Consider the following 19,510-nt stretch of genomic DNA (forward strand, 5'->3'; position numbering starts at 1 on the left):
CGTTATCTCTTCCCCAGATTCTCAAAGATATTTCCTTCGCGGATGGTGTCGGCTTTGGTAGTCTCTCCATAATATTCGCGGGCAAGCATGGCATACTTGCGGTACATGCGGGCGGCGGTTTCCAATTCATCACCGGCAACAAGGGGAACCCGAATGTTATGGGGAGCAGCTACAAACTGAAGCTCCCAGTCGGCCAGCCTGTCATAAAAGTCATTGGCACGGAAAGCTTCCCTGCCGTGTGTCTGCGGCAAGCCTTCTTCTACATAAGGCAGGCCTTTATCCAGGTGCTCCTGCAGCATGGCATAAAACTTCTCCCAACGCGGACGGTAATAGTCTTTTATCAGGCCGGTCCATTCCCGCCAGGAATAGTCAAAGATGAGCGGATCGCCATCACCTCCCCAGATTGTCACAAGTGCGGCAGCATCTTTCTCCAGCAAGGCTTTTTCTTCTTCCGTTTCCCCCCACGAGCGGGCCTGCGACAGCCAGCAGTCAAAATTAAACTCCGTCCGCGTACGCAACAGGGTGCCTACATCATCCAGCATTTCCAGGAAACGGCGGCTGTGCAAGGCAAAAGCTTCTTTATCTTTTTGCACAAACGCTTCGGCAACCCGGCGGTGGATAGCCTGTCCGAGATTGGACATCAGCTGGCGCTGCACATCGACAATGTCAAAACGGTAAGGCTTCGAGTCCTTCAATCGTGCGGAATCTTTCAACAGCAGACCTTCGGCCTCTATCAGCAGCCGCGGGTCATAAGGAATGCCCAGACCGGCATTCGGACCCGACTTCTTCACGTTCACAGCCGGACGGGCTGCAATGATGGAACTGCGTTCCGTGCCGTCGGTTCCGGGACGGTACGGTCCTTCCAGCAAGCACTTCCAAGCCTCCACGGCTGCTTCAGATGCAGCACCGTAACGTCTCTGCGCATATTGTCCCAGCCAAGCGGCTATATCGACCGAATCGTGGTGCAAAGGCATTTCAAACAACAAATCATAATAAACAGGATTCTGTCCGATGGCCTCCATGAACAGCCCCGAACCACACACATGAGAATTCTTGGCTTTGGCCCTCTCATACGGATTGCCGGCAATCATCCTCAAGTCGCCGTGCAGATTGACGCGCCCTCCGAAATTGTGCAGGCTACCCGCCACCAGCGGATACCCCCAGGCCGCACTGTCGCGCCGGCTGATGGCACCGTTTATATCCAGAATAAGAAGGTCTTCCTTAGGTACCGCTTTGACAATAGATTCACGGAGGCTCCATCCCTGCATGGCCCAAAGAGCTTGCGGGTCAAAATCCTTAAACAACTTGTGAATAGCATGCCCCACCGCACCGAGGTATTCGGGCGTATCGACCGGAGGCGCACTTTCGTGAAAAGGATCGGCTGCATAGACGCCATAGGCACCGAAGAGACGTTTCTCTTCCTCCAAGAAATCGCGCCCCAACACCTGAAAGAGCGAATCGGTAGGGTCCAGTTGCGCCGCGCCCGTAAACCCGCACCACGAAGGCTGTAGCCTGATTTTGGCTTCCGGATATTTATCCTTCAGTTCGCGGGGCACGTAGCCCGAAAAGCCTTGCTGAAGCGGCTGCATCCCTAACTCCAGTTCGCGTTCCATAATCTGCCTTCCCAATTCGGCATGTTTCTCTATCCACGACTTGGGCAGCGGTCCGCCATAGCTCTGCAGGTTCTGCATCCATTGCCAGGCAAAATGGGCGGGTCCGGCCAGGAAACGGCGGGCTTCTTCGTCGGTAAACCCATGTTTCAGCAACGTATTGTACCACACAGCCTCCAGCCCCACCACCGACAATGGCATGTTGATGGAATTCATGGCCATATAGTCCAACTCACGCTCCCACCGCTTCCAGTCCCACCAGGCAGCCGAATAGCTCAGGGTGCAATAGTTCATATATACCCGGTATTTCCCGTTGATTGTATTCTTCACCGGCTTTTCGGGCAAAGGCAATCGCTCCGGCAGGTGCAGCTGGTCGCCAAACCACGACACGTGCGCGTGGCAAGTATATTTCAGATACTGGTTGAAAGCCGTAGCGAGCGCGATGGTATTGTTTCCCCGCAACACTATCTTTCCGTCGCCTGCATCAATCTCGTAGGCATCTTCTCCGTCCACCTGCCCTATCAGCTCCAGCCGAAATTGTTTTCCGTAACCGGGTGTCACACGTTCTATCAAATCATAAGCCGCTTCGATGCGCGGATCTTTCTCACTACAGCCGGTCAACCAGAGTGCCAGCCATACGACCCATAAACCTATCAGTCTTGTCTGCATAATAAAAAAAGTGGTGTGTTGATTTTGTTTGGACAAAGGTAAGATATTTGAAAGAATTACCCAAACACTCCTGCCAATAAAACGCAAGGCTTTCCAACAAATAGCGCCGTGCCCTCCTTCCTGCCTGCCCAATGCTTCACCTATCTGACAACAAGCAAGATGCCACAAAAGAAAATACTTTCACGGCATCCGTACCCCGGCTTTCCTTCTCCTTGCAAGAGCTATCTTACACGCGCTCCATCTATATAAGAAGCAGGCTTCAAAGCCCTTCGCTCCCGGCTTCTTATATATAAGCAGTATCACGCATTCACCTTCTTATAGCTATTTGAAAATGAGCGAATTGTTGTGAAAGCAAGGCTCTCACACCTGCTTTCACCTCTGCTCATTCGGTTGTGAATGCCGTGAAAGATGCGTGAAGGATGTATCTTTCACAACAACCGGCTGAACCACAACGGGTTATTCGTGCGTGAAGGCGTGAAGCCGGGTTGAAGTATCTTTTCTTTGTAGGGTAGGAAACCGGTTGAAATAGTCAATTTGCTTTCACACGCTTCGCATGGTAAGCATCTGGGAACAAACAAATTGCTGTGAAAGCAAGCATCTTCCGTTTTATTCCTGCACCTCTTGACAGAAAGATAACCCACCCGGTATCTTTCTTCGAACCAATGTCATAGTCAGCTTGCTCAAAGTCACAGTCAGCTTGCCCAAAGTCATAGTTAGCCCGCTCAAAGTCACAGTTAGCTTGCCCAAAGTCACAGTTAGCGCCCCGGTTTGCAAAGTTCGTTTCCTGTCACATACCGTCTGTTCGTTTATGGCAGCGGTTCGCTTTGTCTCTGTCATATATATGCCGTGTCTTTCCACCCTATATGGAGTAAGTTCCACCCCTTATATCCGGTTCGGACAACAAGTGAAAGGGCAGTAAATTGCAGTGCAACGCCAAACCTGCTTGCATGGAAAAAACCGCGAAAAATTATTTCCAAAAAAACAAAGCAGATATTTGTTTTTATAAAAAATATACCTACTTTTGCTATTATAAAAAGTCTTGCGATACCTCAATCGCCAATGTACGAAGGGTAAAAGACAAATAAATTGACCCGTAAAACTTGATTGTCTAATCATTAAAATGCTAAGAACATGAAAACAAAAAATCTTCTTAAAACTCATATATATATATATATGAAACGATTTTTTTTCATCTTCCTGACCTTTCTCATCGCCACACAAGCCCTCCATGCACAAACGGAAGTGAAGGGCAGCGTATATGACGCCGGCAAACAACCGATGGCGGGCTGTTCGGTATGGTTTCTGCAAGCCGACTCCATAGTAGCAGGTTGCCTGACGGATGAAGAGGGACGTTTCACCCTGAAGGGACTGGCTGCAGGCAGCTACTTATGCCGGGTGACCATGCTGGGCTACAAAGCTGCCGAACAGACCTTCAGCCTGCAGCAGAAAGTACGGCTTTCTGCCTTCACCCTCCAGGAAGACCCCACCTTGCTGAAGGAAGTGACCGTGACCGGCGACCGGCGGGACGTGGTAAAGACTGCAGCCGGCTCCATGACCTATTACCTCTCCGAACGGGCCAAACAATCCAGAACCGCCTACGAAGCCCTGAGGGAAATACCCAAACTGCAGGTAGACCCTGTGATGAACACCATCAAAATGAACGGGACAAGTGTACTTATCCTGATAGACGGCGTGAAGCGCCCCAACTACCTGCAGGTGCTGGACCCCGCAATGATAGAATCGGTGGAAGTGGTGGAGTCGCCATCGGCGCGTTACATGGGCGCGGAAAATGTGACGCAAATCCTCAACATTCACATCAACCGCGCCAAAGTGCGCCCTTACGTGAACGTAAATGGTTGGGGAAGGCAGTCCCTCAATACCAACTTCGGCGTTTACAATGTCGGCGCGGAAATAGGAAATGCCACTTCGTCCCTCTACCTCACTACCCAGCAATTCTACTTCAAGAATGACCAGACAGAGAATTCACAACACTCCGTCTCCGGCGACCTTTGGCAGGAAAGATACAACAACCGATCCTACAATTCACACAGTTATTACGTGGGTTTGGGCGGCGACCGGATTTTCTCTGACCGCCATTACGGCTCTTTCAGCCTAACTTATATCGCCAACCCCATGAACTCAGACTACAAAAAGTGGGGTCGGGTGGGATATCTGTCGGACGGCAGTTCGTCGGACATGACCGGATGGCAGCAGGATGAAAGCACTTTCCACTCTGCCAACGCTTACCTGTATTATAAATACACCATCGCTCCCCGACATACCTTGGAGTTGACCGGCAATTATGCCTTCAGCAGCTCCGGCTCGCAGAACGAAAGCAACGAAGTGAACGACTTCTTCAGCAACTACGGTTATATGAAGACGGACAACAGACGCCACTCCGCACAACTGGACGTGGACTACACCAAAGTGTTCAACAACCGCTATGTGCTCACGGCAGGCTCCAACACTTCGTTTGCAGCCACCAACCTCGACAACCTCGCCGACAATCTGCCCATCTTCGACTACGACCGCTGGCAGGAGTATCTGTACGTAGGATTCAACAACAACAGCTCGGCAGACAAGTTCAAATACAATTTCTCGGTGGGCATGGACATGCGAGTTTTCCGGCTAAACGGAATAAAACGCCATTATGTCGAATGGGTGCCCGCCGCTTCGCTGGCCTATACGTTCAACCAGACGCACTCGTTGGCGCTCAACTACAATCACCAACGGTCAGAACCCAGCCTCGCAACGCTGAACCCGCACAATATGTCGACGGACAGCCTGTATATCCAGGTGGGAAATCCCAACCTGACTCCCGGCCGCTGGGATAGGATAAGGCTGGCCTACCGGCTGAACTATAAAAAACTGTTTGTGGAACCTTTTGTACAAGAAACGTTCTATTGGAATTTAGTAACTGCCGTGGGTTCGGTGGAAGACAATATTTATACCAACACGTATGTAAATACAGGAAGTTTTCATGTATTAAACGCGGGCATAAGCATCAACTACAACCTGCCTTTCGGAAATCTGTATGGTTCTTCCTACTTCCAAAAACGATATGACAAAGAGATGGTGTTCACCCCGAACAACGGAGCGTGGGTGACTAACTTCTCAGCCAACTTCTTCTATAAACAGTTTTCACTGAACGTGAACGTGGGAGGGCAAACAGCCACTTATGACCGCAACAGCAAATCAAAAGGCGCTGCCTGGAGCAATGCCAGCCTCTCCTGGAACCTGCCGAAAGGCTGGCAGGTGAGCGTGGTTGGCGAGGGATTCATATACCCCAAGTTGAGTTACAAAACGTGGGTGCAGCAAGAGAACTACCAATCGTACGGCACCAGACTCATGAAAGACCGCAACCTGCGGTTCTTAGTGGGTGTGACCTATACATTCAGGAACAAGGCGGAACGCAAGCAGCGCCAACAGAAACGGTTCAATTCAACAGATACCGAGATACAGGGAATGTAACGCGCGCCTGAAGTCTGACAATGAAAGAAAAAAAAATGTTTCACTCTAAAAAACGATGAAGTATGAAACAAGTAAAAACAACTGGAAACCTACCTATGGATGGCATGGAAATCATGAATGACGAACTGATGTTCGTGACAGGCGGCGCCGCCTCACAAGGCAGCAGCGACAGCGGCTGCGAATGTGAAGCCGGCAAGGATTGCGGCTGCGACTGTTCGGGCGGCAAAGGCTGCGGCTGCGGCTGCGATGGCGGCAGTGGTTGCGGATGTGGCTGCCACAAGGACGAATGACACAACTAACGGCCTATTCCGCCCTTGCGGAGTCGAAAAATCGCCCTATGTAGATACAGACGGTTTTTCGACTCCGTCTTCAGAAAATATTCTGCGCACTAAACAAATCAACGTTTGTCATACTTACATTCTATTACCTCATGAAAGCAAGCTATTATAACCTATACGTCCCCCACAAAGAACATTTCATCTGCTACAACACCAAAAACGACATTTTCTGCCTGCTGACCGACCGTAACCACGACTTGCTGTGCAACCATCTGCCACAATTGGCCCAAGCAGCCCCCCGCGTATACGAACAACTGGTAGAACAACGCTTTATAGTGGACGACGATGCCGATGAATACGGAGAACTCTGCGCCGAATACGACACAGCCATACACAACCCCAACGTCTATTACCTGACCCTGCTCCCCTCGCTGGACTGCAACCTGCGTTGCTGGTATTGCTTTGAAAAACACGTGAAAGGCAGTCACCTGACCCCGGAAAGCACCCAAGCCATCCTGGCCTACGTGCGCCGTCTGTGGGATGAACATCCGCAACTGGCACATCTCAACGTGGAAATGTTCGGCGGAGAACCCTTGCTCTATTTCCGCGAAGAACTATATCCGCTGCTGGCACAAATCAAACAGGATGCCGAAGAACGGCAACGCAAAGCATCGTTCTTCTTCGTCACCAATGCCGTCTGCATCACACCGGACACCCTGCCCTTGTTTGACCGGCTGAACGCCTCGTTCCAAATCTCCATCGACGGCTACAAAGACCGGCACGACCGGGTGAAATTCATACCCGGCACGCGCGAAGGTACCTACGACCGAATGATAGAGACCGTTTACAGCCTGACGCGCAACCTGAAGAACACCTACATCAACCTGCGGCTCAACTATGATGACGAAACACTGCCCCACATGGCAGACCTGATACAAGACCTCATCGACGTTGACCGTCACAAAGTGGGCGTACACCTGGAACGGGTGTGGCAGACCGGACATTCGGCCAAACATGACAACCAAGCCCTGAAAGCCGCTATCGACCTGTGGATGCTGAACGGATTCAAAGTGTCATACATGAACTTGGGAAGGCGCAGTTTTTCGTGCAAGGCATCAGCCGTCAACCAAGCCATCTTCTCGTATGACGGAACGGCATACAAATGCTCCGGACGCGACTTCACTCCCCAACACTGCGAAGGCACGCTCACCGCCGACGGCTTCCTGCATTGGGATGCCGGCAAGCTGGAACGCCGGATGAACATCGTCACGTATGACAACGACTTGTGCCGTTCCTGCAAACTGATGCCGCTATGCTGGGGCCCGTGTTGCCAAAAACAACTGGAAAGTCCGTCGGACCTGGAACGCTTCTGCCAGAAACGGCACATGGAACTGAGCATGCCCGATTACATCTGCTACCAATTCAACGAAGCCTGCATAGAAACCGAACTCCGCACCCCATCCTGACAAGATTCCCGTTTCCTTTGTTTCTCCCCGTCCTGTCCCGTTTCCTGCCATCACAGTTCTCCTTATGTTCAAACGAAGTTTCCCCTACCTCAAACAGCCGGATGCCATGGAGTGCGGCGCAACCTGCCTGCGCATGATAGCACGCTATTATGGCAAGACCTACTCGGCCGAAGCCATGCGGAGATTATGCGTGCCTGGACATAACGGAATATCCCTGCAAAGCCTGAACGAGGCTGCCCGGCGGATAGGGTTCCGCACCGTATGCGGACGGATGACCATAGAAAAACTGGTAGAACAGCATCCCTTCCCCTGCATACTTCACTGGAACCAGGAACATTTCGTGGTCCTGTATGCCGTAAAACAAAACCGGCACGGAACCAAAACATTCTACCTTGCCGACCCCGGACGGTATCTGCGCACGGTAGACGAAGATACTTTTTGCCAATCGTGGACTTCGAACGACAAAGACGCACAAGCCAAAGGTATCCTGATGGCCCTGCAACCTACCGACGAATTCTATGCCGGACAAGGCGAGGCAGGCATGGGATATTCGCTTACTTTTCTTTGGGGGTATCTGAAAAACTACAAGGGCCTGTTTGTCCAACTGCTCATCGGGCTGTGCATCGGCTGTGTATTGCAGTTGGTATTTCCCTTCCTGACACAGGCTATCGTGGATAAAGGCATTGCCGGGAAAAACCTACACCTCATCTACCTCATCCTGCTGGGACAGTTGATGCTGGTGGTAGGACGTACCTCGGTCGATTTCATACGCCGCTGGTTGCTGCTGCACATCAGCATACGCATCAACCTGACATTGCTGTCCGACTTCTTCCAGAAGCTGATGAAGCTACCTATGCCATTCTTCGATACCAAATTGAAGGAAGATTTGCTGCAACGCATCAACGACCATCAGCGGGTAGAACAATTTCTGGGCACACAGACACTGAACACTTTATTCTCCATGTTCAGCTTTCTGGTGTTTGGAGGAGTACTGCTGTATTACGACAGCCGGGTATTTGCCCTCTTCGCCGCCGGATGCGGGCTCTATACCGCATGGATATGTGCTTTCCTGCGGAAGCGCAAGGCCATAGACTATGAATTCTTTGACCTCTACGCCCGTCGACAAAACAAAACCTTGCAAATCATCGACGGAATGCAAGACATCAAACTGCAAAACTGTGAACAACGCAAACGATGGGAATGGGAAGACACACAGGCCGATGTGTTCCGCACGCAAATGGCATCCATCAAGCTGCAACAGACACAGGAAGCCGGCAGCTTGGTTATCAACGAAGTGAAAAACATCCTTATCACCATTGTGACGGCCACCGCCGTAATAGACGGTAGCCTTACCTTGGGTATGATGTTATCCATACAATACATTATCGGACAACTGAATGTGCCCATCGAACAGCTGATGAGATTCATCTATGCCTGGCAAGACGTACAACTCAGCATCGAACGTATCAACGAAGTACATAAAAAGAACGATGAAGACCAGGACCGGCATGCCACCCCTGCGCAAACAGACCGGGAAGACATGGTGCTGGAACACGTAACATTTGCTTATCCCGGCACCACAAACAATGTACTGAAAGACATCTGCCTGACCATACCCAACGGTAAAGTGACAGCTATCGTGGGAGCCAGCGGCAGTGGAAAAACCACACTGTTGAAATTACTGTTGGGATTCTACCAACCTCAATCTGGACAGATAAAAATAGGAAAAAATAACCTGAAAGACATAAACCTGGCTTATTGGCGCCAATTGTGCGGTGTAGTGATGCAAGACGGATATATCTTCTCCGAATCCATTGCACACAACATCGCTTTGAGCAACGAGGAAACAGACTATGCACGCATGGAACAGGCTGCACAAAAAGCCAACCTTACGGAAATGGTGCAACGGTTGCCACTAAAGTACGACACAATAATCGGAGCTAACGGGCAAGGTCTCAGCCAAGGACAAAAACAACGCATCCTGATAGCCAGAGCTGTTTACAAAAATCCTGCTTTCTTGTTTTTCGATGAAGCCACCAATGCCTTGGATGCTTGCAACGAACGACAAATAGTAGACAACCTGAAAAAATTCTACCGAGGCAAGACCACGGTCATTGTAGCCCACCGACTAAGTACCGTGAAAGATGCCGACCGCATTGTGGTACTGACACAAGGACGAATAGAAGAAATAGGTACGCACGAAGAACTGGTAGCCCGAAAAGGTGCGTACTACGCATTGGTAAAAAATCAATTGGAACTGGGGATATGAATGAACAAACGAACGAACACAGCAAAAAAATGCAAAACATCCTGCAACAACGACCCACCTTCCTGGTAAGGTGGGGAAACACACTGTTGCTGATACTCTTACTATTGCTTGCGGCAGCTTGGCTGGCATGGACATGAAATTGCTTTACTTATCATGGCAGCGAAATAACCCACTTAAGGCATGGTGTGAGTTTCTTATTATGCCCAGAATAAGAAAAGAAGAAAATTTAAACGGGCTCTTCTATACCTTCTCCAGTGTTTTTCCTTTTTCTATCGCGTTGAATCTGAAAATAAACATGTAAATTTGCAGCGTTTATAGCAACTAACTAAGTATTTACATTACATACAAAGACACCACTATGGAATATAATTTCAGGGAAATTGAAAAGAAATGGCAAAAGCGGTGGGTAGAAAACCAAACGTACCGCGTAAAGGAAGACGAAAGTAAGCAGAAATATTACGTGCTCAACATGTTCCCCTACCCCAGCGGCGCAGGACTACACGTGGGACATCCGCTCGGATACATCGCATCGGACATCTATGCACGCTACAAACGACTCTGCGGATTCAACGTGCTCAACCCCATGGGATACGATGCTTACGGACTTCCCGCCGAACAATATGCCATCCAAACCGGACAACACCCTGCAATTACTACCGTTAACAACATCAACCGCTATCGCGAACAGCTGGACAAGATTGGATTCTCCTTCGACTGGAGCCGCGAAATACGCACTTGCGACCCGGAATATTACCACTGGACGCAATGGGCTTTCCAGAAAATGTTCAACAGCTATTACGATAACGACAAGCAACAGGCACGCCCCATCGAAGAACTGATACAAAAATTCGCGGAAACGGGCACAAAAGGCTTGAATGCGGCTTGCTCCGACGAACTTTGCTTCACGGCCGACGAATGGAACGCCAAGAGCGAAAAGGAACAACAGGAAACGCTGATGAACTACCGCATCGCCTACCTGGGCGAGACAATGGTAAACTGGTGTCCGCAGCTGGGCACAGTACTGGCCAATGACGAAGTGGTGGACGGCGTGTCGGAACGCGGCGGCTATCCCGTGGTGCAGAAGAAGATGCGCCAATGGTGCCTGCGTGTATCAGCCTACGCACAGCGTCTGTTGGACGGACTGGATAATATTCAGTGGACAGATTCCCTGAAAGAAACCCAACGCAACTGGATTGGCCGCTCAGAAGGTACGGAAATGCAGTTCAAGGTGGCCGGACAAGACTTGGAATTCACCATCTTCACCACCCGTGCCGACACCATCTTCGGCGTTACCTTCATGGTACTGGCACCGGAAAGCGAACTGGTGGAACAGTTGACAACACCCGGCCAGAAAGCTGAAGTAGATGCTTATCTGGACCGCACGAAGAAACGCACGGAGCGTGAACGCATCAGCGACCGCAGCGTGAGCGGTGTATTCTCCGGTTCGTATGCCATCAATCCCTTCACTGGCACAGAAATACCTATCTGGATTTCCGACTACGTGCTGGCAGGATATGGCACCGGCGCCATCATGGCTGTGCCTGCCCATGACAGCCGCGACTATGCGTTTGCCAAGCATTTCAACCTGCCCATCATCCCGCTGATAGAAGGTGCCGATGTGAGCGAAGAAAGCTACGATGCAAAGGAAGGAATTGTATGCAACTCAGCCAGCGACAAGTTCTCGCTCAACGGACTGACCGTAAAAGAAGCCATCGCTGCTACCAAGAAATACGTGGAAGAGAATCATTTGGGCCGCGTGAAGGTGAATTACCGTCTGCGCGATGCTATCTTCAGCCGCCAACGCTACTGGGGCGAACCGTTCCCTGTGTACTACAAAGACGGAATGCCTTATATGATTCCCGAAAGCTGCCTCCCGCTGGAATTGCCCGAAGTGAGCAAATTCCAACCCACTGAAACGGGCGAACCTCCTCTGGGTCATGCTACCCGCTGGGCATGGGATACTGTCAACAATTGTGTGACGGAGAACGAAAAGATTGACAACCAAACTGTCTTTCCGCTGGAGTTGAACACCATGCCGGGTTTTGCAGGCTCCAGCGCTTACTACCTGCGCTACATGGATCCACATAACCACCAGGCTCTGGTAGATTCGAAAGTAGATGCTTATTGGCGCAACGTAGACCTCTACGTGGGCGGTACGGAACATGCTACGGGCCATCTGATTTATTCGCGCTTCTGGAACAAATTCCTGCACGACCTGGGTGTGTCCGTAGTGGAAGAACCGTTCCAGAAATTAGTGAACCAAGGCATGATTCAAGGACGAAGCAACTTTGTTTACCGCATCAAAGACACCAATACTTTCGTGTCGCTGGGACTGAAAGACCAATATGACACTACCCCACTCCACGTAGATGTAAACATCGTGCAAAATGACATACTGGACATCGAAGCCTTCAAGGCATGGCGCCCGGAATACCAAACGGCCGAATTCGTTCTGGAAGATGGCAAATATATCTGTGGATGGGCTGTGGAAAAGATGTCGAAGTCGATGTACAACGTGGTGAATCCGGATATGATTGTCGAGAAATACGGTGCCGACACGTTGCGTATGTACGAAATGTTCCTTGGTCCGGTAGAACAGTCCAAGCCTTGGGACACAAACGGCATCGACGGCGTACACCGCTTCCTGAAGAAATTCTGGTCGCTGTTCTACGACCGTTCGGGCAAATTCCTGGTAACGGACGAAAAAGCCACACCGGAAGAACTGAAATCATTGCACAAGCTCATCAAGAAGGTGACGGGCGACATCGAAGCCTTCTCATACAACACGTCCGTCAGTGCCTTTATGATATGCATCAACGAACTGGCAGCCTTGAAGTGCGGCAAACGTGAGATATTGATGCCCCTCATCGTTACCCTGGCTCCTTTTGCTCCCCATATCTGCGAGGAACTGTGGGAACAACTGGAAGGACAAGGCTCGGTGTGCGACGCACAATGGCCGACATGGAACGAAGAATACCTGGTAGAAAATACCATAAACTACACGGTATCTTTCAATGGAAAGGCCCGTTTCAACCAGTCTTTCCCCGCCGATGCACAGGCCGACAGCATACAGGCCGCCGTATTGGCAGATGAACGCTCTGCCAAATGGATGGAAGGCAAACAGGTGGTAAAGGTCATCGTGGTGCCGAAGAAGATAATCAACATCGTAGTGAAATAAGCGTATGCACTTAAATCAACCAACAAAAGCAGTGATTCTGAGGGAAAGCCGTGACTATCTGCTCATCTCCCTGGGACTTTTCAGCTACGCACTGGCGTGGGCAGTGTTCATGATTCCCTATCAGATAACTACAGGCGGTACCACCGGTATCGGCGCCATCATTTACTACGCGACGGGGTTTCCTATTCAGTACACGTATTTCATCATCAACGCAGTGCTGATGACATTGGCCATTAAGGTGCTGGGGCCTAAGTTCAGCATCAAGACCACCTATGCCATTATTATGCTGACGCTGATGCTGGAATTCACGCAATGGCTGGTAAAGAACCCCGACGGCACCTTTCCGCAACTGCTGGGCGAAGGGCAAGACACCATGGCCTGCCTGATCGGCTCGGTGATGTGCGGCGCAGGATTGGGTATTGCCTTCAACTGCGGAGGTAGCACAGGAGGCACGGACATCATTGCAGCCGTAGTACACAAGTACAAAGACGTAGCTCTGGGACGTATGGTCATGTTAGTAGACTGCCTGATCATCAGTTCCTGCTATTTTGTATTTCACGACTGGAGACGCGTTATCTTCGGTTTTGTCACGCTGTTTGTCATGGGCTATGTCATCGACTATATCGTCAACAGTGCCCGCCAGTCCGTGCAATTCCTTATCTTCAGCAACAAATACGAAGAGATTGCCGACCGCATCACCCGCGAGACACACCGCGGCGTAACTGTGCTGGACGGTACCGGCTGGTATAGCCAGAACCACGTGAAAGTGCTCGTGGTGCTTGCCTACAAGCGGCAATCCAATGAAATATTCCAACTGGTGAAGGAAATCGACCCCAACGCGTTCGTCTCACAAAGTTCTGTGATTGGCGTCTACGGCGAAGGGTTTGACCGGTTGAAGGCGAAAAAGAAGTAATTCAAGGCTACGGGCATTTTTCAGCTACAAGTCATGGGTGACTATTAAACATTACCCTATTATATGCACACAGCCACAGCTAAACAAAACTCATCACTTGCAGCTGAAAAAGCCCCGTAGCTAATAACTAAAAAAGATTCAGGATATGAAAAGGTTTGTATTTGCCACCAACAACCCACACAAGCTGGAGGAAGTAAAAGCCATCATAGGCACGAAAATAGAAATCCTCAGCCTGAAGGACATCGGCTGCCACGCCGACATTCCCGAAACAGCCGATACACTCGAAGAGAATGCCTTGCAGAAAGCAAAATTCATTTACGAAAAGTATCAGTGTGACTGTTTTGCCGACGATACCGGACTGGAAGTAGAGGCTTTGGGAGGAGCACCCGGCGTCTATTCGGCACGCTATGCCGGTGACGCACACAACTCAGAAGCCAATATGCGCAAGCTGATGCACGAGCTGGAGGGGACAGACAACCGCCGTGCCCGTTTCCGCACCGTATTTGCCCTTATACTGAACGGCAAGGAACATTTGTTTGAAGGCATTGCCAACGGACACATAGCCACCGTGCGGCGTGGAACCGCCGGATTTGGCTACGACCCTATCTTTATTCCCGATGGATATACACTGTCATTCGCCGAAATGGGAAATGAACTGAAAAACAAAATCAGCCACCGGGCCATCGGAGTACAGAAGCTCTGCAAATTCTTGCATACACTCTGACAAAGAGGGTGTGTCAAAATAGATATTCCCTATCATTCTGTCACCCCGAGCTTAGTCGAGGGGTCTCACTATGCGTCATGTGAGATGTTTCGACTCCGCTTCGCTCCGCTCAACAGGACAGACTATACCTTCATGAAATAGTCAAAAGAGGTTTTGAGCGAAGCTAATGATAGTGATTTTGAATTTTGACACACCCTCTTTTTTATAACCATCTCCCGCCTTTCCGTCCATTCATCGCCATCGGGCACGAATACCTCCTTTCAGTAAAGACGGCTGAAAACGGATTCTCAACTCATTATAATCCCAGACGTGCTGAAATCTCCAGCATCCGTTCGATAGGCTTCACGGCCCGTACAGCAACAGCAGGGTCAACAGTAATTTCCGGCGTTTCGTCGCGCAGGCAATCGCGCAGTTTTTCCAATGTATTAAGCCGCATATAGCTGCATTCATTGCAGGCACAGGTGCTATCGGCAGGCGGTGCAGGAATAAAGACAGTATTCGGACACTGTTTGCGCATCTCATGCAGAATGCCCGACTCAGTGGCTACGATATAAGACTGCTCCGGATGTTTCACGGCATATTTCAGCAAAGCTGCCGTAGACCCTACCACATCTGCCAACTTCAACACGGCACTTTTACATTCGGGATGCGCAAGGATAAGAGCATCGGGATGCTCACGCTTTATTTCAACTATCTTTTCCACCGAGAATTGTTCGTGCACGTGGCAAGCTCCATTCCATAACAGCATATTCCGCCCCGTCACAGCATTGATATAACTTCCTAAGTTACGGTCTGGTCCGAAGATGATTTTCTCGTCCTGAGGGAAGCTTTCCACGATTTGGCGTGCATTGGTAGATGTCACCACTACATCGGTCAGTGCCTTGACGGCTGCCGTGGTGTTGACATAAGATATAACTGTGTATCCCGGATGTGCCTTGACAAACCGTTCGAACTCATCGGCCGGACAACTGTCAGCCAAAGAGCAGCCGGCGGCCAGGTCGGGCACCAATACTTTTTTGTCCGGACAAAGCACTTTGGCAGTTTCACCCATGAAATGGACTCCACACATTACAATAATATCAGCTTCGGTTTTGGCAGCCCATTGTGCCAAAGCCAGACTATCGCCCACAAAGTCGGCTACGTCCTGAATATCGCCCCGCTGGTAGTAATGACCCAGCACTACGGCGTTTTTCTCTTTTTTCAGTTTCTCGATTTCTTCCCTGAGATTATCCATAACCTATTATATTTATATCTTTTCTTATTTAAAATTGAAAAAATACATGTTGATGATGATAGGCGGTTAATTGTGTAGAAAACTATTTGGCCTTTTTCTTGCACAAGAAGTTATTGTATCAAGGCTTCAGGTTATCCGAAGTTTATTAACACTTTTCTTTTTCCTTAATACCTTGTTGAATAAATAGATAGCATGTGCTATCCCTATTAAATTAACTACCTGTCAGTAACGTGCAAAGTTAATAACTTTCGGGATATAAACAGTGTTTATTGGGGTGAAAAATAGGTTGAATACTTGGGTGAAATTCAGGGTTAACTTATTTGGAATGTTCATTCGGGACTTTGTATAGCGGTAGTTATGAAGAATGCAAGGAAAAACTTTCAGATTCTTTCCCACGGCTATTGACACGTTTTCCACAGTTATTAACCGTGATGTGAACAGAAAGGGGTATCTTTGTAGCCTGTTTGTGGAGCAGAAGTCTGCTAACTATGATAACTGCCGGTGTAATGCAACTGATGGAGAAAGCATGTTGAAAAGCAGATGGCTTATTATGAGCGATTTAACTGTGTTATTAACAGGTTTATTACCTATGGTTGTATTTATAAACGCATCGCTATCTGCACAGCTTGTGTGATAGCATTTTCTGTTTGAGGAATCTTTGTGTGCAGAATACTACTGTATCAGAAATGCCGTGCATCTTCCAGAGTTGACAGACTGCATATCCTTGGCTGCCTATCCGGCAGGCTTGACGTTATAAACAACTTATTAACTATTTATTAACCGTATGCGAAAACTTAATATTACTGAGCTTCACCGTCTTAGCGCAGAAGAATTTAAAACGGTTGAAAAACTGCCTCTGGTAGTCGTATTGGATAACGTTCGTTCACTGCATAACATAGGTTCGGTGTTTCGCACGTCAGATGCTTTCCGTGTAGAGTGTATTTATCTGTGTGGTATCACTGCCACTCCCCCACATCCTGAAATGCACAAGACAGCCTTGGGAGCGGAATTCACCGTAGATTGGAAGTATGTTAATAACACGGTCGAAGCTGTTGATAACCTCCGTTCCGAAGGATATACCGTTTATTCGGTAGAACAGGTAGAAGGTAGTACTTTGTTGCAAGACTTGCAGTTGGAAGCAGGCAAGAAGTATGCTGTGGTGTTGGGGAACGAAGTAAAAGGTGTGCAGCAGGAAGTAGTGGATCACAGTGACGGCTGCATTGAGATTCCCCAGTTCGGCACGAAGCATTCGTTGAACGTATCTGTCACGGCGGGTATTGTCATTTGGGATTTATTTGGTAAACTGCATCGTTGAATAGAGTTATTAACATACTGTTAGTTTGTTGTAAATCTTATTATTAATCACTATTACCAACACTTTATTAACCTCGTTTTCCTGTTTGTCCGCTGAGGCAGGAAGGCGAGGTTTTTATATAAGTTTCATAGACAGGTAAAGTTATTATCAAACGGTTGATAAACTATTATCCACAAGAGTGAATAACTTCTTTCAGAAAGCACTTATAAACAGTCTGTTCATATTTTATTAACTATATAAATGCTTATATAATAAGAGATTAACAGATAATGTATGAAGTTTATCAGTCAGATATTAACAATAATAGCTTATTGATAATAGTTGTGAATAACAGAGTGAATATGTATGGATGCCCGTAGCAAATAAAGTTTTCTGTTCTTCTTCCTTATTTTTGGTATGTATGTGAGTATTTTTGTGTATATTTGCCGCATAAATATAATGCGTTATGGGTAAACTTATTTTCTCTTGGATAAATATTTTTGTAGGATGTACGATTATGGCCGCAGGCTTCGTGTTTTTTATCAATCCCTACAACATTGTGCCGGGTGGTGTATATGGTGCCAGTATTGTGTTGCACAATCTGTTTCCTTCCATCCAGGTAGGTACTTTCGGTTATATGTTCGACATTCCGCTGATGATACTTTCCGTGCTTTTGCTGGGGTCTAAACTGGGGGGCCGTACCATTGCCGCTGCATTAAGTACACCGTTCATCATGAATGCCATTTCGTATTTGTCTTATCCTACAGAAGAAGCGCTTCATGCCCTTGATCCTACGCAGTTGCTGGGAGGCACGATGGACATGACGGACCACTTGATGCTGACCACACTTATCGGAGCAGCGGTCATCGGCATTGGTCAGGGCATTGTAGTGCGTCAGCAGGCCACTACAGGCGGCAGCGATATTGTGGCGATGATTTTGCAGAAATACGCACACATCAAGTTTTCCAATGCCATTCTGCTGGTAGATGGGGTAGTGGTATGTTTCGGTTTGGTTGTGATAGGCTTTGGCGTGGGTGGCACGGAAGATGTTTCGCAACCTTCGTGGCATTTGTCTTTCTACTCTCTTATTGCCATTTTCGTTACTTCACGTGTATTGGCCCGCGTTATCAACGGCGAGAAAAATGATAAACTCATATTTGTCATCAGCAGCAAGAGCCTCGTCGATTTGCACAATTACATCATCGAAGATTTGGATCGCACGGCTACCTGCATCAAGAGCAGCGGTCTTTATACGAAGGAAGACAAAGAAATGCTCTTTCTTGTGGTAAGTTATAAAGAGGTGGCCGGATTGAAAACCAAGATTAAAGAAGCCGATCCCAATGCGTTTGTGGTAGTGACCGATGCGTACGACACCTTTGGTGAGGGGTGGAAACAGTTGCCTTCGAAGAACGAATTGCAGCCGGAGTGAATACCTGTTTCTATCGGATAAGTAACTATGCGAAACGATTTGTGAATCAGTGAATTGAGATTGAAGAGCGCAGAGATGTCCGGAGAAGATATTTCTGCGTTCGGGTGGAAAGGTATATCGAGTCTGCTTCTTATCTGTATCAGCCTGCTTTCTTATACCTTAGAAATAGACCTTTTATAAATAAGAGTGAGCGCTACAAAAGCGGCGGTTTGTTAGTCGGACATTTCACAGCTGTCCGTTTTCTACCATGCGCACTATTCTTTCGGTCAGTGCATCTTCGCCTTCCGGGTCGTATTCTTTCTTCAGGCTGGCACCGAACAGAGCGGCGAAAGCCTGGTAGAATCCTGCGCGGAAGGGGCCGAGAAAAGCTTTCACTAATTCGTAGCCGGTAGATTGTGTCTGTCGGTCTACCAGTTTTATCAGCAGTTTACCTTGCGCAAAGGTAAGTTTCTTCATCCGTGGTGTATATTGTTCCTTGATGCTTTTTTCCACGGCTTTCATGTGGCGTTGGCGTGCCTTGTCATCGGGCAGGGTCATCAGGTATTCGTAGGTCTCTATGATGGCATGCTGCACTTCATTGGCCAGTGGCAATACCTTCTTTACGTCGCGCACTAATTTGCTGTAACGTTTCTCCTGGCGTTTGTTCTTGAACTGCATCGGCCGGTAGATGTAGACTGCCGGCAACGCGATGTAGGGAATGGTGTCACCTTTGTAGACCATCGTGCGGACACGGTAGGCGGTAGCAGGTTCCGTTGTTTCTTCTTCCGTATGTTGGGCCAGGCAGGTAGTGGCCAGGAAGAAGAAGACCAGAGACAGTATGGTTTTCCGTGACAGATACATAATGGGACAAATGTACGCTATTCTGCCGAATTTCTCTGCCGGGTTTGCCATTTTAACTTATTTCTGCGTAAAGTCCGGCGTATTTTGTCGTCTGTCCGAACTTGTTTTTCCCAAAAAAACTCTACCTTTGTCTTA

At 48.7% G+C, this 19,510-nt stretch carries 13 protein-coding genes; 10 read left to right on the forward strand and 3 right to left on the reverse strand.

What is annotated here, in order from left to right; translation table 11 throughout:
* Positions 1 to 2: 2 nt before the first annotated feature.
* Complete coding sequence (locus B5F34_RS08495; RefSeq protein ID WP_087337346.1) at positions 3 to 2,279, reverse strand: alpha-N-acetylglucosaminidase; 2,277 nt, start codon at positions 2,277 to 2,279, stop codon at positions 3 to 5.
* 1,173 nt (positions 2,280 to 3,452) lie between these two features.
* Here B5F34_RS08495 and B5F34_RS08505 point away from each other — a divergent pair.
* From B5F34_RS08505 to B5F34_RS08535, 8 genes are all read left to right on the forward strand, one after another.
* On the forward strand, positions 3,453 to 5,750 hold the full coding sequence (locus tag B5F34_RS08505; RefSeq protein WP_162609304.1) for a TonB-dependent receptor: 2,298 nt from the start codon (positions 3,453 to 3,455) through the stop codon (positions 5,748 to 5,750).
* A 62-nt stretch (positions 5,751 to 5,812) separates the two neighbouring features.
* Positions 5,813 to 6,040 (forward strand): hypothetical protein, encoded by a 228-nt coding sequence (locus B5F34_RS08510; protein ID WP_140392986.1) that lies wholly within the window; start codon positions 5,813 to 5,815, stop codon positions 6,038 to 6,040.
* A gap of 140 nt (positions 6,041 to 6,180) precedes the next feature.
* Positions 6,181 to 7,494 carry a radical SAM protein gene (locus tag B5F34_RS08515; protein WP_087337357.1) on the forward strand — a complete coding sequence of 438 codons (1,314 nt, stop codon included), beginning with the start codon at positions 6,181 to 6,183 and terminating at the stop codon, positions 7,492 to 7,494.
* A 64-nt stretch (positions 7,495 to 7,558) separates the two neighbouring features.
* Positions 7,559 to 9,763 (forward strand): peptidase domain-containing ABC transporter, encoded by a 2,205-nt coding sequence (locus tag B5F34_RS08520; RefSeq protein WP_087337360.1) that lies wholly within the window; start codon positions 7,559 to 7,561, stop codon positions 9,761 to 9,763.
* Positions 9,760 to 9,900 carry a hypothetical protein gene (locus tag B5F34_RS17560; protein ID WP_162609305.1) on the forward strand — a complete coding sequence of 47 codons (141 nt, stop codon included), beginning with the start codon at positions 9,760 to 9,762 and terminating at the stop codon, positions 9,898 to 9,900. Before B5F34_RS08520 ends, B5F34_RS17560 begins: the two co-directional genes overlap by 4 nt.
* Before the next feature lie 221 nt (positions 9,901 to 10,121).
* On the forward strand, positions 10,122 to 12,941 hold the full coding sequence (gene leuS, locus B5F34_RS08525) for a leucine--tRNA ligase (protein ID WP_087337363.1): 2,820 nt from the start codon (positions 10,122 to 10,124) through the stop codon (positions 12,939 to 12,941).
* Positions 12,942 to 12,945: 4 nt separating this feature from the next.
* Positions 12,946 to 13,854 (forward strand): YitT family protein, encoded by a 909-nt coding sequence (locus B5F34_RS08530; RefSeq protein ID WP_162609306.1) that lies wholly within the window; start codon positions 12,946 to 12,948, stop codon positions 13,852 to 13,854.
* Positions 13,855 to 13,999: 145 nt separating this feature from the next.
* Positions 14,000 to 14,578, forward strand: coding sequence for a non-canonical purine NTP diphosphatase (locus B5F34_RS08535; RefSeq protein ID WP_087337366.1), 579 nt, complete (start codon positions 14,000 to 14,002; stop codon positions 14,576 to 14,578).
* 295 nt (positions 14,579 to 14,873) lie between these two features.
* Here the strand turns inward: B5F34_RS08535 and nadA are convergent, their stop codons facing one another.
* The gene (gene nadA / locus B5F34_RS08540) at positions 14,874 to 15,812 is read right to left on the reverse strand and encodes a quinolinate synthase NadA (RefSeq protein WP_087337369.1); all 939 of its coding nucleotides are present in this window, start codon (positions 15,810 to 15,812) and stop codon (positions 14,874 to 14,876) included.
* Between the two features lie 784 nt (positions 15,813 to 16,596).
* Here nadA and B5F34_RS08545 point away from each other — a divergent pair.
* Together B5F34_RS08545 and B5F34_RS08550 are read left to right on the forward strand one after the other, a co-directional pair.
* On the forward strand, positions 16,597 to 17,127 hold the full coding sequence (locus B5F34_RS08545) for an RNA methyltransferase (protein WP_087337372.1): 531 nt from the start codon (positions 16,597 to 16,599) through the stop codon (positions 17,125 to 17,127).
* 445 nt (positions 17,128 to 17,572) lie between these two features.
* A complete protein-coding gene (locus tag B5F34_RS08550; protein ID WP_087337375.1) occupies positions 17,573 to 18,535 on the forward strand; it encodes a YitT family protein in 963 nt (320 codons plus the stop codon).
* A 225-nt stretch (positions 18,536 to 18,760) separates the two neighbouring features.
* On the opposite strand, the gene B5F34_RS08555 is transcribed toward B5F34_RS08550, so the two are convergent.
* Positions 18,761 to 19,369 (reverse strand): DUF4294 domain-containing protein, encoded by a 609-nt coding sequence (locus B5F34_RS08555; protein ID WP_239448893.1) that lies wholly within the window; start codon positions 19,367 to 19,369, stop codon positions 18,761 to 18,763.
* Positions 19,370 to 19,510: the final 141 nt, after the last annotated feature.

It is taken from the genome of Mediterranea sp. An20 (genome assembly GCF_002160055.1).
GTDB lineage: Bacteria > Bacteroidota > Bacteroidia > Bacteroidales > Bacteroidaceae > Bacteroides > Bacteroides avicola.

Excerpts from the sequence above, each read along its gene's own strand:
- B5F34_RS08520 (WP_087337360.1), top strand. The coding sequence starts at position 7,559 with ATGTTCAAACGAAGTTTCCCCTACCTCAAACAGCCGGATGCCATGGAG.
- B5F34_RS17560 (WP_162609305.1), top strand. The coding sequence starts at position 9,760 with ATGAATGAACAAACGAACGAACACAGCAAAAAAATGCAAAACATCCTG.
- B5F34_RS08545 (WP_087337372.1), top strand. The coding sequence starts at position 16,597 with ATGCGAAAACTTAATATTACTGAGCTTCACCGTCTTAGCGCAGAAGAA.
- B5F34_RS08505 (WP_162609304.1), top strand. The coding sequence starts at position 3,453 with ATGAAACGATTTTTTTTCATCTTCCTGACCTTTCTCATCGCCACACAA.
- B5F34_RS08495 (WP_087337346.1), bottom strand. The coding sequence starts at position 2,279 with ATGCAGACAAGACTGATAGGTTTATGGGTCGTATGGCTGGCACTCTGG.
- nadA (WP_087337369.1), bottom strand. The coding sequence starts at position 15,812 with ATGGATAATCTCAGGGAAGAAATCGAGAAACTGAAAAAAGAGAAAAAC.
- B5F34_RS08515 (WP_087337357.1), top strand. The coding sequence starts at position 6,181 with ATGAAAGCAAGCTATTATAACCTATACGTCCCCCACAAAGAACATTTC.
- B5F34_RS08510 (WP_140392986.1), top strand. The coding sequence starts at position 5,813 with ATGAAACAAGTAAAAACAACTGGAAACCTACCTATGGATGGCATGGAA.
- B5F34_RS08530 (WP_162609306.1), top strand. The coding sequence starts at position 12,946 with ATGCACTTAAATCAACCAACAAAAGCAGTGATTCTGAGGGAAAGCCGT.
- B5F34_RS08550 (WP_087337375.1), top strand. The coding sequence starts at position 17,573 with ATGGGTAAACTTATTTTCTCTTGGATAAATATTTTTGTAGGATGTACG.
- leuS (WP_087337363.1), top strand. The coding sequence starts at position 10,122 with ATGGAATATAATTTCAGGGAAATTGAAAAGAAATGGCAAAAGCGGTGG.
- B5F34_RS08535 (WP_087337366.1), top strand. The coding sequence starts at position 14,000 with ATGAAAAGGTTTGTATTTGCCACCAACAACCCACACAAGCTGGAGGAA.